The sequence below is a fragment of the Erythrobacter ramosus genome (assembly GCF_009828055.1).
In the GTDB taxonomy this organism is placed as follows: Bacteria; Pseudomonadota; Alphaproteobacteria; order Sphingomonadales; family Sphingomonadaceae; genus Erythrobacter; species Erythrobacter ramosus.
Genome location: NZ_WTYB01000002.1, coordinates 771,218 through 785,270, shown reverse-complemented (window position 1 = coordinate 785,270; position 14,053 = coordinate 771,218). Strand labels below are relative to the sequence as shown.

Annotated in this window: 14 protein-coding genes; 8 read left to right on the top strand and 6 right to left on the bottom strand. The window is 66.2% G+C overall.

From position 1 onward, the window contains the following. Positions 1-7: 7 nt before the first annotated feature. Together GRI59_RS10365 and GRI59_RS10360 are read right to left on the bottom strand one after the other, a co-directional pair. A complete protein-coding gene (locus GRI59_RS10365) occupies positions 8-1,765 on the bottom strand; it encodes a lytic transglycosylase domain-containing protein (RefSeq protein ID WP_160761092.1) in 1,758 nt (585 codons plus the stop codon). Then, positions 1,762-2,571, bottom strand: coding sequence for a uracil-DNA glycosylase family protein (locus GRI59_RS10360; protein WP_160761091.1), 810 nt, complete (start codon positions 2,569-2,571; stop codon positions 1,762-1,764). The genes GRI59_RS10365 and GRI59_RS10360 overlap by 4 nt, the downstream gene beginning before the upstream one ends. A gap of 126 nt (positions 2,572-2,697) precedes the next feature. Between GRI59_RS10360 and GRI59_RS10355 the strand changes: the two genes are divergently transcribed. From GRI59_RS10355 to GRI59_RS10320, 8 genes are all read left to right on the top strand, one after another. Continuing rightward, positions 2,698-4,347 carry an electron transfer flavoprotein-ubiquinone oxidoreductase gene (locus GRI59_RS10355; RefSeq protein WP_160761090.1) on the top strand — a complete coding sequence of 550 codons (1,650 nt, stop codon included), beginning with the start codon at positions 2,698-2,700 and terminating at the stop codon, positions 4,345-4,347. A gap of 224 nt (positions 4,348-4,571) precedes the next feature. Next, entirely contained in the window at positions 4,572-4,844 is a 273-nt protein-coding gene (locus GRI59_RS10350) for a hypothetical protein (protein WP_160761089.1), read from the top strand. Beyond that, the gene (locus tag GRI59_RS10345; protein WP_237440772.1) at positions 4,844-5,644 is read left to right on the top strand and encodes a 4-(cytidine 5'-diphospho)-2-C-methyl-D-erythritol kinase; all 801 of its coding nucleotides are present in this window, start codon (positions 4,844-4,846) and stop codon (positions 5,642-5,644) included. Before GRI59_RS10350 ends, GRI59_RS10345 begins: the two co-directional genes overlap by 1 nt. 142 nt (positions 5,645-5,786) lie before the next feature. Continuing rightward, complete coding sequence (locus GRI59_RS10340; RefSeq protein WP_160761088.1) at positions 5,787-6,503, top strand: N-formylglutamate amidohydrolase; 717 nt, start codon at positions 5,787-5,789, stop codon at positions 6,501-6,503. Between the two features lie 42 nt (positions 6,504-6,545). Then, on the top strand, positions 6,546-8,267 hold the full coding sequence (gene ilvD, locus GRI59_RS10335; RefSeq protein ID WP_160761087.1) for a dihydroxy-acid dehydratase: 1,722 nt from the start codon (positions 6,546-6,548) through the stop codon (positions 8,265-8,267). Between the two features lie 13 nt (positions 8,268-8,280). Next, positions 8,281-8,595 carry a hypothetical protein gene (locus tag GRI59_RS10330; RefSeq protein WP_160761086.1) on the top strand — a complete coding sequence of 105 codons (315 nt, stop codon included), beginning with the start codon at positions 8,281-8,283 and terminating at the stop codon, positions 8,593-8,595. Then, on the top strand, positions 8,592-9,980 hold the full coding sequence (locus GRI59_RS10325; protein ID WP_160761085.1) for an NAD(P)H-hydrate dehydratase: 1,389 nt from the start codon (positions 8,592-8,594) through the stop codon (positions 9,978-9,980). The genes GRI59_RS10330 and GRI59_RS10325 overlap by 4 nt, the downstream gene beginning before the upstream one ends. Then, positions 9,977-11,173, top strand: a complete 1,197-nt coding sequence (locus GRI59_RS10320; RefSeq protein ID WP_160761084.1) for a class I SAM-dependent RNA methyltransferase — start codon at positions 9,977-9,979, stop codon at positions 11,171-11,173. The genes GRI59_RS10325 and GRI59_RS10320 overlap by 4 nt, the downstream gene beginning before the upstream one ends. Here the strand turns inward: GRI59_RS10320 and GRI59_RS10315 are convergent. The 4 genes from GRI59_RS10315 to GRI59_RS10300 all read right to left on the bottom strand — a co-directional run bounded on the left by GRI59_RS10315 (position 11,170) and on the right by GRI59_RS10300 (position 14,010). Beyond that, positions 11,170-11,961: a hydrolase 1, exosortase A system-associated gene (locus GRI59_RS10315; protein WP_160761083.1), complete on the bottom strand. Its 792-nt coding sequence runs from the start codon at positions 11,959-11,961 to the stop codon at positions 11,170-11,172. The two genes, GRI59_RS10320 and GRI59_RS10315, sit on opposite strands and share 4 nt — an antisense overlap. After that, entirely contained in the window at positions 11,958-12,647 is a 690-nt protein-coding gene (locus GRI59_RS10310; protein WP_160761082.1) for an alpha/beta hydrolase family protein, read from the bottom strand. The genes GRI59_RS10315 and GRI59_RS10310 overlap by 4 nt, the downstream gene beginning before the upstream one ends. 33 nt (positions 12,648-12,680) lie before the next feature. Then, entirely contained in the window at positions 12,681-12,977 is a 297-nt protein-coding gene (locus GRI59_RS10305; RefSeq protein WP_160761081.1) for an acyl carrier protein, read from the bottom strand. 91 nt (positions 12,978-13,068) lie between these two features. Then, entirely contained in the window at positions 13,069-14,010 is a 942-nt protein-coding gene (locus GRI59_RS10300; RefSeq protein WP_237440771.1) for a GNAT family N-acetyltransferase, read from the bottom strand. Between the last annotated feature and the right edge of the window lie 43 nt (positions 14,011-14,053).

The window sequence follows — 14,053 nt, the reverse complement described above, 5'->3', positions numbered from 1 at the left end:
GCTCCCGTTACGGCTCCAATCGGGCCGAGCGGGTCGTAGCAGCCTGCGGAAATTCGGGCCAGCGCCCTTGCGCAAGCGCCCGTCGGCTGGGCGATTGGACGCCTGCGGCACGCTCATACATCCAGTAATTGCGCATCACAATCGCGACATAGCCGCGCGTTTCCCAATAGGGGATCGATTCCATCCAGAGCAGCGGATCGCCTTGATCGTTGATCTCGTAATTCCAGCGCCCGACCGGGGTGAGGCCGGCGTTATAGGCCGCCATGATCTTGGGCAGCACGCCGCCGGTCGCGGGGTGATCGCGCAGCATCGCAAGGTGGCGCTGGCCATAGGCGAGATTGACCTGCGGGTCGTTCAGATCCTCGTAGCTCGCGCCGAGGCTTAACCTGCCCGAATGATCGCGCGCCGTGCCGGGCATGATCTGCATCAACCCGCGCGCATTGGCGGGGCTCACGGCCGAGGCGCGGAAGTTCGATTCCTGCAAGGCATGGGCAAAGGCGAGCGCCGGGTCGACCTGCCACCCGCCGACGGGTTGCCAATGGGCGACGGGGAAGCGCAGGCTCGGATCGCTGCGGGTGCCATAAGGCGCATTGTGAGCCATGAACAGCTGGGTGGAGGGCAGGCCCATCTCGCGCGCCAGTCGGGCGAGGGCGCTATACTGATAGGCCGGGCCGATCTGCGCTTCGTGGCGCAGCACTTCATCCGCCAGACTGGGCCGCCCGATCTCAGCGAGGGCGGCGGCCACGCGCACATTGGGCCGCTGGGCCAGCTGCGCCCAATCGTCACGGCTGAACGGCGGCGGCGGGGCATGGGCGGGCAGTTCGACCCCGAGCTGATCGGCGGCGAGCATCCCGTACAGCGTCTCGTTTAGCTGAGCTGCGGCAGACAGGTGCTGCTGCGCCTGCTCAGGCTCCCGGCACCGCACCAGCGCGCGGTGTGCCCAATAATGCCCGGCGGCGGCCAGTTCGACATTGGAAGCACCGCCAGCCACCCGCGCAAACGCCTCAGCCGCCAGCGCACAATAGCCCAGCCGCCACGATGACAGGCCTTCGACCCACGCGCCTTCCGCGACCCACTCGCCTGAGCCTTCGGCCACGGTGCGCGCCAGTTCCAGCGCGGCGGCGTCATTGTTCTCGATATAGTGGCTCCATGCCACCCGCTCGCGCCACTCGGCGCGCGCATCGCTGGAGAGCATTGGATCGATTTCGGCGAGCAGGCGCTGCGCTTCGCCGGGATTGTCGGCCTTGATCGCTTCGAGGATCAGGCTCGCAGTGGCGCTCGGCATGGTGCCGTCGTTGACGGAGCGCGGCAGGATCCGCTTGGGCGCATAGGGTTGGCGCGAAAAGCCCTGTTCACTCGGCAGGGGCGGCAAGTAGGTAACCCCGCGCTTGGCCCCCATCTTTGCGAGTTGTTCGGCCTGCGGGAGATCGGTGCCGGCTGCAAACCAGCTGGCGATCTGTTCGGCGGACACCTTGGGGCTGTTGGCGTGGGTATAGAATTCGGCACGGGCGGCCTGGGTCAGCACGCCTTCGGGCCGCTGGGCCAGCAGGTTTTCGACCACATCCCACTGTTCGGCATCGATGGCGGTGAAGACCTGACGATAGGCGTTGCGCTCCTCGGGCGTCAGCACCGGGGCAATGGCCGTCTCAGCCGGGGTTGCGCCATTCCAGCGCGCGACCAGATCGCCCGATTGCGCGGCCAGCGGTGCAGGCAGGGCCGCCGCAGCCAGCACCGTCGCTGTCAGCACGCGCAGGCGAAGTTTCATAGTGGGGGCGACCATTGCGTCCATCTCCGCCAGAACCGGGCTTTAAGCCGGGGCATTTCCATCAGGGAATCGAGCGTTTCGCTCACCATTACCGGAGCTTTGCCACCGGCATGGTTGATTTCGCGTAAAGGTTGTTCGGCTTCATTCGCGCCGAGCATCGGGGCAAGCCCGGTGCCAAAGGCGATCACCCGCGCGGGACGCACCAAGCTGATGTGATGCGCCGTCACCGCGTCCATCCCGCCCGCCGCCAGCATCGCCAGATCGGCCATTGGCGTGTGGCAGGGCAGCGCGGCGGCGATATAGACCGCGCTTTCGTCCAGCCCGATCGCGCCGAGTATATTGGCGAGCAAGCGTCCTTGCGGCCCGGACAGCAGGCGGTCGCGATCCGCTTCCTCGGGCTGCGGCACCAGCACCATCAGCGCAGCCTCAGCCTCTCCACGCGGCGCAATCCGGGGAAAAGCGCGCGCGGTGTCGATCCCTTGCGCCGTCATCCACCAGTCGCGGAAAGCGGCCAAATCCTGCGGCGGCGATTCGCCCAAAAGATCGCGGCGCAGCGTTGCGGGTGGTGATGGTGGCGCGGCGGGCAAGGAGCGGGCGGCGACGGATTCACTGGCTGGGCCCGGCGCCTGAGCGGAACCGCCGCGCGATGAACCGGCCTTGTTGGCATCTGCGGTAGGCTTGGCCAAGGGCACATCGGCCAACCACGCCGTAGCGTCACCCGCATAGTCGCAATCGACCCCCGCCGCGTGCCACCAGGCAAGCGCCGCTTCAAATTCGCGCGCTATCGAAAGTTCGGGCCGGCTCATTGAGGGGTCATGCTATCCAACGCGGGTCTTGACTGTCCCCGAGGGTGTTAGCAAGTGGACAATGAAGGCATATCGCCAGACTGTGCGGCCTGCGCGCCCAATACCAACAAGGATCAGGAAAGCCCCATGATCGAACGTGAATCAATGCCCTGCGATGTCGTGATCGTCGGGGGCGGTCCTGCGGGGCTGGCAGCCGCGATCCGGTTGAAGCAGATCAACGCCGAACTGGAAGTGATCGTGCTGGAAAAGGGCTCCGAAATCGGGGCGCATATCCTGTCAGGCGCGGTGGTCGATCCCAAGGCTTTGGACGAGCTGCTCCCCGATTGGCGTGAGCAGGGTTGTTCGATGGCAGAAACCCCGGTGACCGATAACTGGCACTGGGTCCTGTCGAAGACCGGCAAGACCTCGATCCCTCACGCGATCATGCCGCCGCTGATGAGCAACCACGGCTGCTACACCGGTTCGCTCGGCAATCTGACCCGCTGGCTGGCCGAACAGGCCGAGGGGTTGGGCGTGATGGTGTTCCCGGGCTTCCCCGCGGCCGATGTGATGATTGACGAGGACGGCCGCGTTGCCGGCGTCATCACGCAGGACATGGGCGTTGCCGCCGATGGCAGCCACAAGGGCGATTACACCCCCGGCATGGAAATCCACGCCAAGTACACCGTGCTGGCCGAAGGTGCGCGCGGTAACCTCACCAAGCGGATGAAGGCGAAGTACGACCTTGAGGCGAATTGCCAGCCGCAGGTCTATGGCCTCGGCATCAAGGAGCTGTGGGACATCGATCCCAAGAAGCACAAGCCGGGCCGCGTGATCCACACGCAGGGCTGGCCGCTGACCGAAAGCGAAAGCTGGGGCGGGGGCTTCCTCTACCATCAGGCAAACGGTCAGGTGGCCTTGGGCTTCGTGACCGCACTCGATTACAAAAACCCCTGGGTCTCGCCCTATCAGGAATTCCAGCGCTGGAAGCAGCACCCCGCGATCCGCGAATATCTCGAAGGCGGCAAGCGTGTGAGCTACGGCGCGCGCGCGATCAATGAAGGCGGCTGGCAGTCGGTGCCCAAGCTCGCCTTCCCTGGCGGCGCGCTGATCGGCTGCGCGGCGGGCTTTGTGAACGTGCCGCGCATCAAGGGCAGCCACACGGCGATGAAGAGCGGGATGCTGGCGGCCGAGAGCATCGCGGCGGCAATCGCGGCGGGTCAAGAGAAGACCGAGCTTGCCGATTACGACGCGGCGGTCCGCTCCAGCTGGATCGCGACCGAGCTGAAGGTCGTCCAGAACGCGGAGCCTGCGGTCGCCAAGTTCGGCGGCGATATCGGCACAGTGCTGGCGGGCATCGACATGTGGATGCGCACATTGAAGATCGGCCTGCCGATCAGCATGAAGCACCACGCCGATTACACCAACACTGGCCGTGCCGATCTCTACCCGAAGATCGACTACCCCAAGCCCGATGGTGTCATCACCTTCGACCGCCTCACCAACGTCGCCTACAGCTACACCAACCATGCCGAGGACCAGCCCTGCCACTTGCAGGTTGCGGACCTGCAATTGCAGAAGGTGAGCGAACTCGGCGTCTTCGGCGGGCCCTCGGCGCGCTACTGCCCGGCGGGGGTCTATGAGTGGCTGACCGATGAGAAGACCGGCGAGCCCAAGTTCCAGATCAACTCGCAGAACTGCGTCCACTGCAAGACCTGCGACATCAAGGACCCCAACCAGAACATCAACTGGGTGACGCCGGAAGGTGGCGGCGGGCCGAACTATCCGAATATGTGAGGCAAGAAGCCCACATTCGTCATTGCGAGCGGAGCGAAGCAATCCATGGACCGAGCGCAGATCAGCGGATCACCGGCCATGGATTGCCGCGTCGCCTGCGGCTCCTCGCAATGACGAAGTATTGAAGTTTGTCGGTCACGCGGATCCCTTACGTCAATCTCGTCCTCGCGGTGCTTGCTACCACGTTGTCAGCCATTTGCGCGGCTGCGGAACGGCCAAAGCCCGTGACGTCCGACGATGGAGCATGCGAGCGGGTCATCGCCGTTCTGGCCGCTAACAAGATCTATCGTGCGGACCAAATGGCAAGCTGCGACGGGGGGAAAGACGAAGAGCATCCGGGCTTCTATATCCTGAGGATCAACGCCCATTGCCGTGAGCCGCAAGGATGCGGGAGCGTATTGCTCGGCTGGTATGCGATTAATGCGAAGACCGGCGCAGTGTTCGAGATGGACGTCGCAGAATGGCAGATCGGCTCGCGGATCGACTGGAAAGACTGATGACCACCGAAACCGCCTACGCCAAGATCAACCTCGCGCTGCATGTCCGCAGGCGGCGGGAGGATGGGTATCACGAGCTTGAGACCCTGTTCGCCTTTGTCGATGCGGGCGATGTGCTGAGCGCCGCTCCTGCCGCAGCCGACAGCGTCACCACGCTGGGCGAGTTTGCGGGCGGGCTGGACAATCCTTTCGACAACCTCGTCGCCCGCGCGCTGACTGCGCTGCCGCGCCCACAGGGGCTCGCGGTGACGCTGGATAAGAACCTTCCCGTTGCGGCTGGCCTCGGCGGCGGGTCGGCGGATGCGGGGGCCGTGTTCCGGATTGTCGAGGCGCTCCACGGCCTGCCTGAGGACTGGCAGGCGCGGGCGGCGAAGCTCGGCGCGGATGTGCCTGCCTGCGTCCTCAGCCGCACCCATATCGGCCTCGGCACCGGCACCGAGCAGGTCGAGGTCGAGGACGACCTCGCCGGAACCCCCGTCCTGCTGGTCAACCCGCGCGTGCCGCTCTCGACCGGGCCGGTGTTCAAGGCGTGGGATGGCGAGGATCGCGGGGCGCTGCCTGAAGGCCCGGCGTCCAAGATCGCGAGGGAGGGGCGCAACGACCTCGAAGCCCCTGCCATTTCGCTCTGCCCGGTGATCGCAGAGGTGCTGGCGGCACTGGCCGAGACCAAGCCGTGGCTCGCACGGATGTCGGGCTCGGGCGCGACCTGCTTTGCGCTTTATAACACGCCTGAGGCCCGCGATGCGGCGGCGGCAGCGATGCCAAGGGAATGGTGGACAATGGCAGGACGGCTTCGTTGAGTTTCCAAAGATCCATTCGCCCTGAGCTTGCCGGAAGCGAAGCTGTCCCGCAGGGACAACGGCCATCCTTGCTTGAAAACCAGTGCCGCCGCAAAGGAAGTGCGGTGCTTCGACAAGCTCAGCACGAACGGGGCTTGGGCCAATGAGCGAAGCCTTCCGCCAACTCGGCATGCCCACCCCCGGCGGGATCGTCTGCACCGCTGACCATGCTTCGAACCATGTTCCCGCCGACATCGCCCTCGGCATCCCCCAGCACCTGCTGCACGAACATATCGCGGTCGACATTGGCACCGAAGCGATCGCCGAGCTGCTGGCGCAGGGCCACGGCATCCCCGCCCACATCGCCGCAGTCAGTCGTCTCGTCTGCGACCTCAACCGTGAGGAGACCGCCCCCGGCCTCGTCCCCGAAGCCAGCGACGGGCACCCGATCCCCGGCAATGTCGGCGCGGACAGGGAAGGGCGGCTCAACCGCTTCCACCGCCCCTATCACACCGCGCTGGAGCAATGGCTGGCCGCTGCCGAACCCGCGCTGATCCTCTCGCTCCACAGTTTCACCCCGCGCCTTGCAACTTCGGACGCAGCGCGGCCGTGGCAGGTGGGCGTGCTCTACAATCACGATGACCGTGCCGCCCGCATCGCGATCCCCATGCTCGCAGCCGAGGGGCTGAAGGTCGGCGACAATCTCCCCTATTCGGGGCGCGACCTCAATTACACCATGAACCGCCATGCGGAGGCGCAAGGGCGCGCTTACCTTGGGATCGAGCTGCGCCAGGACCTCGTCCAGACCCCCCATGCCCACACCCGCTGGGCGGCATTGTTGGCGAATATTGCGCAAAGGGTTGCGTCGGCGCTCGCCTGAAGGCAGGGGACGTTTCACAAATTGCCTTCAACGGGAAATCTTATGTCGCAGAAGTTTGACAAGTCGAAGCTCCCCAGCCGTCACGTTTCGGTCGGCCCGGAGCGCGCGCCGCACCGTTCGTACTACTACGCGATGGGCATGACCGAGGAAGAAATCGCCGCGCCCTTTGTGGGCGTGGTCAGTGCGGGCAACGACTCGGCCCCCTGCAACACCACTCTGAACGCGCAGGCCGATATCTGCCGCGAGGGCGTGATCGCGGGCGGCGGCACCCCGCGCCGGTTCAACACCATCACCGTCACCGATGGCATCGCGATGGGCCACCAGGGTATGAAGTCCTCGCTCATCAGCCGCGAGATCATCGCCGACTCGATCGAAGTTTCGGTCCGAGGCCATTGTTATGACGCGCTGGTCGGCTTTGCAGGCTGCGACAAGAGCCTTCCAGGCATGATGATGGCGATGCTGCGGCTGAATGTGCCAAGCATCTTCGTCTATGGCGGCTCAATCCTCCCCGGCACGCACCGCGGCAACGATGTGACCGTGGTCGACGTGTTCGAGGCGGTCGGGCAATATGCGGCAGGCAATTGCCCGCTGACCGAGCTTATCGCTTTAGAAAAGGTCGCCTGCCCCGGCCACGGCGCCTGCGGCGGCCAGTTCACCGCCAACACCATGGCCTGCGTCGGCGAGGCGATTGGCCTCAGCCTGCCCAACAGCAACATGGCGCCCGCGCCGTACCGATCGCGTGATGATATCGCGGTTGCCGCTGGCAAGCAGGTCATGGAGCTTGTCGCCCGCAATCTGCGTCCGCGCGACATCTGCACGCGTGAGGCTTTCATGAACGCCGCCCGCGTCGTCGCGGCCACGGGCGGTTCCACGAACGCTGCGCTTCACCTGCCCGCGATGGCGAGCGAGGCAGGGATCCATTTCGACCTGTTCGATGTTGCTGAAGTCTTTAAATCAACGCCATACATCGCAGACTTGAAGCCCGGTGGTAGGTATGTCGCCAAGGACATGCACGAGGCGGGCGGGGTCTATATGGCGATGAAGACGCTGCTCGACGGCGGGTTCATCGATCCCAACCCGATCACCGTCACCGGCAAGACCATCGGCGAGAACTTGGAAGAGATCACCTGGAACCCCGATCAGAAGGTGTTCTACGATGTGAAGACCCCGATCACGCCGACCGGCGGCGTCGTGGGCCTCAAGGGTAGCCTCGCGCCTGACGGGGCTATCGTGAAGGTCGCCGGTATGGCGCGCCTGCAATTCTCCGGCCCGGCGCGGGTGTTCGATTGCGAGGAAGATGCGTTCGCGGCCGTGGAAAAGCGCGACATTGCCGAGGGCTGCGTGATCGTGATCCGTTACGAAGGGCCCAAGGGCGGCCCCGGGATGCGCGAGATGCTTTCCACCACCGCCGCCCTCTATGGGCAGGGCATGGGCGAAAAGGTCGCGCTGATCACTGACGGGCGCTTTTCGGGCGCCACACGCGGCTTCTGCATCGGCCATGTCTGCCCGGAGGCAGCCGACGGTGGCCCCATTGGGCTGATCGAGGATGGCGACATCATCAGCATCGATGCCGAAGCTGGCACCATCGAACTCGACGTACCTGAGGACGTGCTAGCCGAGCGGCGCAAGGCCTGGCAGCCGCGCACCAACGACTACCAGTCGGGCGCTTTGTGGCGTTACAGTCAGGTCGTCGGATTGGCTCGCTACGGCGCCATCACCCATCCCGGCGCAAAGGCGGAGACCCATGTGTTTGCGGACATCTAGCACGCTTGCGGCCTTGGTTGTGCTGGCCGGCTGCGGCGCCGCGGAAAGCCCGCCGCCACCGGGCGACGAGGTCGAATGCGCGATCGGCGCAGGGGCTGCGCTCTCGCCCGTCTGCACGCTGGAGCTGGCGGGGAATGACGTCATTCTCCACCACCCTGACGGCGGCTTCAGGCGGCTGACCCGCGATCCTGCCACTGGCGCGCTTGCTCCGCGTGACGGGGCCGAGGTGCTGGTGCCCGAACAGGGCGGAGCGGGCGCAGAGGCCTTTGCCATCGGTGCAGATCGCTATCTGATCCCGCGCACGCTCATCGAACCGCCGCCAAAGTGACCGCCGCACAGGTCCTTACCGCCGCCCAGATGCGCGCTGCCGAACAGGCGCTATTCGATGCGGGCACCAGTGTTTCGGAACTGATGGAGATCGCCGCAGGAGGCGCAGCGGAGTGGATCCGCCGGGTTGCCGCCGGACGTGCGGTGACGGTTCTGTGCGGCCCAGGCAACAACGGCGGAGACGGCTATGTCATCGCCCGCCGCCTGCGCGATGCGGGCAATGCGGTGGCAGTGATCGCTCCGCTCGACCCTGCAACCGACGCCGCCAAAGAGGCGCGGCGGCGGTGGGACGGGCCGGTCAGCACTGCGGGAGGGGCGGGGGCTGATGTGTTTGTCGATTGCCTGTTCGGCTCCGGCCTCGCACGGCCCTTGGTCGCCGAGCACGCTTTGCTGATCCGCGATCTGGCGGCGCGGCATCGTTACAAGGTCGCGGTCGATGTGCCCTCGGGCATTGCCAGCGATAGCGGCGCGGTGCTGAACGAGCGGCTGCCCGATTATGACCTGACCCTCGCGCTGGGCGCGTGGAAGTTCGCGCATTGGAGCCTGCCGGGTCGGTCGCTGATGGGGCAGATGCGGCTTATACCGATCGGGATCGCGCCGCTGGAGGGCGCGGCGCAGCTGGTCGAACGGCCTCGCCTCAGCGCCCCCGCGGCGGATAGTCACAAATATCGCCGCGGGCTGCTTGGCATCGTTACCGGCGCAATGCCGGGGGCGAGCCTGCTAGCCGCTGCCGCGGCCCAGCGTTCCGGCGCGGGCTATGTGAAGCTGCTCGCCCCTCATGTCGATCCGCGCACGCCGCCCGATGTGGTGACTGACACTGCGCCGCTCGCCGAGGCGCTGGCCGATCCGCGCATCGCTGCGGTGTTGGTCGGGCCGGGGCTGGGGCGTGATGAGGCGGCGCGTGAAAGGCTCGAAGCAGCGTTGGCGCAGGCTCGCGCACTTGTGCTCGATGCCGATGCGCTGATGCTGCTCACCCCCGCGATGCTCGCCCGCGAAGTGCCAAGGCTTGTCACCCCACATGACGGTGAGCTTGAGGCTTTGTGCCGCAGCTTTGGCGTCATCGCGGAAACCCGCCGCGATCGGGCTTTGGCCCTTGCCAGAGTCAGCGGCATGGTTGTGCTGGCCAAGGGGCCGGACAGCATCGTCGTCGCGCCTGACGGCCGCATCGCGCTCGGTCAGCCCGCGCCGAGCTGGCTGTCAGTGGCCGGAACAGGCGATGTGCTCGCCGGGATCGCTGCGAGCCGGATGGCGAACGGGGCCGATCCCTTTAACGCCGCCTGCGAGGCGCTGTGGCTCCATGGTGAGGCGGCACGACGGGCGGGGGCGGCTTTCACACCGACGCAGCTTGCCGAAAGGGTGTCTGAGGCGCTAGCGGCCTGCCTGTGACCGATCTCGAACCCATTATCCGCCTCGCCGCCAAGGGCGACGGCGTGACCGTCTCTGGCCGCCATATCGCAGGCGGCGTAACCGGCGACATGGTGGACGAGGCTGGCGCCATCACGCCGGGGCCGCACCACATCGCCCCAGCCTGCCGCCATTTCGGCGTGTGCGGCGGGTGCCTGTTGCAGCACGCAGACGACACGGCGCTCGCCGAGTTTGTCGAGGGCCGGGTGGTGAATGCCGCGCGGGGGCAGGGGCTAGAACCGTCCGAATTGCTCCCCGTCCACCTCTCGCCGCCCGCCACCCGCCGCCGCGCGGGCCTCCATGGGCTGCGCACGGCCAAGGGCGCAGTGCTGGGATACCGCGAGGGCGGGTCGCACCGCGTGGTCGATCTCGCCGAATGCCCGGTGCTGCACCCATCGCTCACCGCACTCATCGCGCCGCTGCGGCGGTTTGTGGCGGCGCATGGGCCGAAAGGAATGGTCGGTATCGATCTGACCTTGGCGGATCAAGGCGTTGAAGCGTGCCTGACGCACTTCCCGCTCGAAGGCCTCGGCCCGACCGAAGCTGCGCTCGATTTCGCGCGCGAACAGGGGCTTGCGCGCCTTTCCTTTGATCAAGGGTACGGTCCCGAGACGGTCTGGGAGCCTGAACCGGCGACGGTGACTTTGTCCGGCGTGCCGGTGAGCCTGCCCCCTGGCGCCTTCCTTCAGGCGACCCATGATGCCGAGCATGTGATGGCCGCCGATGCTGCTGAATGGCTGGCGGGTTCGCGGGTTGTCGCTGACCTGTTCGCAGGTCTCGGCACTTTTGCCTTTGCGCTGCGAGGGGGAAGCAAGGTGCTGGCGGTTGAGGCGGAACGTGCGGCGCATCTCGCGTCCAAGGCGGCCGGGGCGATGAGCGGCGGCCGAGTCCTGGCGCTCCACCGTGACCTGTTCCGTTCGCCGCTCCAGCCCGAGGAGTTGAACCGCTTCGACGCTATCCTGCTCGATCCGCCGCGCGCCGGCGCCCGTGCCCAAGTGGCAGAAATCGCGGCGAGCACGGTCTCGCGGGTGGTCTATGTCAGTTGCAATCCCTCAAGCTGGGCGCGCGATGCGGCGGTGCTGGCGGAGGCCGGGTTCCGGCTTGCGAAGCTGCGACCTGTCGGCCAATTCCGCTGGTCCACCCATGTCGAATTGGTAAGTTATTTCGAGCGTTAAGCGCGCAAGCTTTTAAGGATTTGAGCTTCCAGCCATGTGCGGTGCTCCGGCTCGACATAGGCGTGGCCTGCGCCCTCGCAGCGGCAGATGCGCGGGTCGTCCCTGTCCCATGCTGCTTGGAACACTTGCGCAGTGCGGTCCGCCGTGGCTACGAGGATGCGCACCGATCCGGTGAAGCTCGCCAGCCCGGCTGCCATGTCCTGTGCGAGGCTTGACGGCGGCGGGGGTGGACGCAGGGCGTGGGCGATACCGCGAGCCAGTTTGCCAAGGTTCACACCTCCGCCCAGCAACCGCATGACCTCGCGCGGGTTTTTCAGCTTTTCGAGATAGCGTGCGCGGATCGCGGCCGGGGGCGGGGTATCGTCCACCGCGCCGCCGCCGTCGTCCTGCTCGATCGTCCAGGGGTTCGAAAGCACCAGCCCATCGCAGCCAGTACCGCTCGCCAGCATCAGCGCCGAGGCCGCATCGCAATTGCCGAAAGCCACGACCCGCGCGAGCTGCGGTGTCATCGCGCGGAAGGCATCAACGGCGCAAGCGATGTCCTTGGCTGAATGGCGAAACCCGCGGTTCTCGCCTTCGCTGTCGCCGATGCCGCGGCGGTCGAACCGGAACACCGGAAAGCCTGCGCGGGCGATCCGCGCGGCCATGTCGGCTTGACCGCCGAATGCGCCCGAGCGAATCTCGTTGCCGCCGCTGACGATCAGCAATCCCGTGGTCCCCGGCGCTGTGTCGAGCGTGCCGGCCAGCGTCAAGCTGCCGCAACCAAAGGTGTGAGAAAGCCGCGTCATGCCGCTGAATTTCCGATGCTTTCGGCGATGAGAGCGGCGAGGCGATCGGCCTGCCCCGCGTCCTCATCAGGTTCGGCGCGCAGCCATAGGCCGGGGCCGCCGACCATGCTTTGGGCAATGTCGGTCTGGCCCGGGGCGAGCGCCGGTTCGGCGGTTTCGAGTTCGCGGAACATCGCCGCCCCGATGGGCCAGCCGCCTAGCACCAGACCGCTCGCGCGGCCTTGTGCCATCAGCCCATCGGACGTCTCGGCCATTCCGGCCTCGCGGGCGGAGATGGTTCTGGCGCGGATCATGCCGCGCAGCAGCTTGGGGCCGGTTTGTGCGGCATAGTGCCAGCCGGGCAGCACCGCCGGAGCGACCAGCGCGCCCGCCCGGATCGCCAGCACATGGGTCGCGCCAAGCGCGTTGCCCGCTGCGGCCATACCTGCGCGCCAGCCTGCAAGTGTTTGATTTTCGAGCGGAGCAAGGCTCTCGTTACACCCCGACAGATCGGGCAGCAGGCTGTCGATCCCCGCCGCATCCAGCCGCCGCATCACCTCGATCGTGAAACGCCGCAGCTTGTTCGCCTCGTCAAACCATGCCGGGCACACCAGCACCCGCGCCGCGCGGCCACGGTCGAAGGCGACCAGCAATTCCTCAGACGGAGAGCCGCCGTCGGGGGCCGGATGGTTCCACGTGAAAATCACCCGAGAGGCACCCTGGGAGGGGTCAAGGCCGGCCTAGCGGGGGTCTAGCTTCGCGCGCGCAAATGCCAGCAGCCCGCCATAGGTTTCCAGCATTTCGCCATCGACATCGTCATCCTCGATCACGATGCCGAGCCGGTCTTCCATTTCGGTCAGCAATCCGGCGACCGCCATCGAGTCCAGTTCGGGCAGGTGGCCAAAGAGGCCCGATTCCGGACCGAAGGCAGCGGCCTGCGCCGGGTCGAGCCCCAACACATCGGCGATCAACGCCTTGAGTTCGCTATCGAGCGCGGCCTCGCCCGCTGCGCTATCGATGTTCGGAATGGTGGTCATTCGTGCCCAAATCCCTGTGTCTGGCCGTGGCGGCGGGGCTTAGCCATGCGCGGGGCCGGGTGCAAGCACTGCGGGTCCGTAGGTGCGCGCCTCAGGCTCCGCCACGGCGTAGCAGCCGCTTGGTGAGCGGGGGCCAGCTTTTTAGCTGTGCCGGGTCGAGACAATCGACGCGGAAACGTGGACGCACGTCCTCCATCCAGTCGGCCTTATAGCCCTGATCGCCAGTGCCGAAGTCGACGAGGTCGACGTGGTCGACATCAATGACGTGCTGGAACAGCGCAGCGGTCAGCGTGGTGCCAGCGGACAGTGGCTTGTGGCTTTCAAGATGGGCGAGCTTATGGATATAAGCAATTGAATTCTCGACAGTCCAGCATTGCGCTGCGACCGCGATACCCTCGGCTCGGGCCACTCCTAGCCGCAGCCGTCCCGCCGCGCCCTCCGCCTCGGCGAAGGCACGCAGCATGGCGGGCTGATCCTCAGCGGGTTTCCAGCTGGCAGCATAGATCGCTTCGTAATCGGCCCAGACGTTCGCGTCGAAGTGGGTGAGCACCTCCACTTCGACCTTCTTCGCCTTGCGTTTCAGCGTCGTTCGAAGCTGGCCGGGGCGGCTTTCCCAGTATTCGGCAAAGCTGCGCCCGCGCACAGGCAGAATGTGATTGATATCGCAAGGTTCCACTGCGACCTTCCATCCAGCGTTGCGGAATGCGCGCGTGAGCCGGTCCGCAGAACAATCCTCGCCCGGCACGGGTTCGAGCGTCACACGATAGCCGCGCGTCTTCAATTGCCGCGCAATCGCTTCGAGCAACCGGTCGCCCGCCGCACCCGCCGGGGCAAGCTCGCGCCAGGTAAAGCTGTACCAGTTGCGCAAGGGAGCGATTCGCCCCCCTTCCTCGGTCAGAGCCAAGGCGGCAGCGCAATCGGCATCGCTGGCCATCGCGATCAGTGGCACAAGCCCGGTCTCGGCCAGCAGCGCGAACCACTCGGCACGGTCGAACGGCGCGGGGGTGCCGCTGCCTGCTCCTTTGGCGCTCAACGCTTGCAAGACGTTAACGCTATCGTGATACCGCGCTTCGATC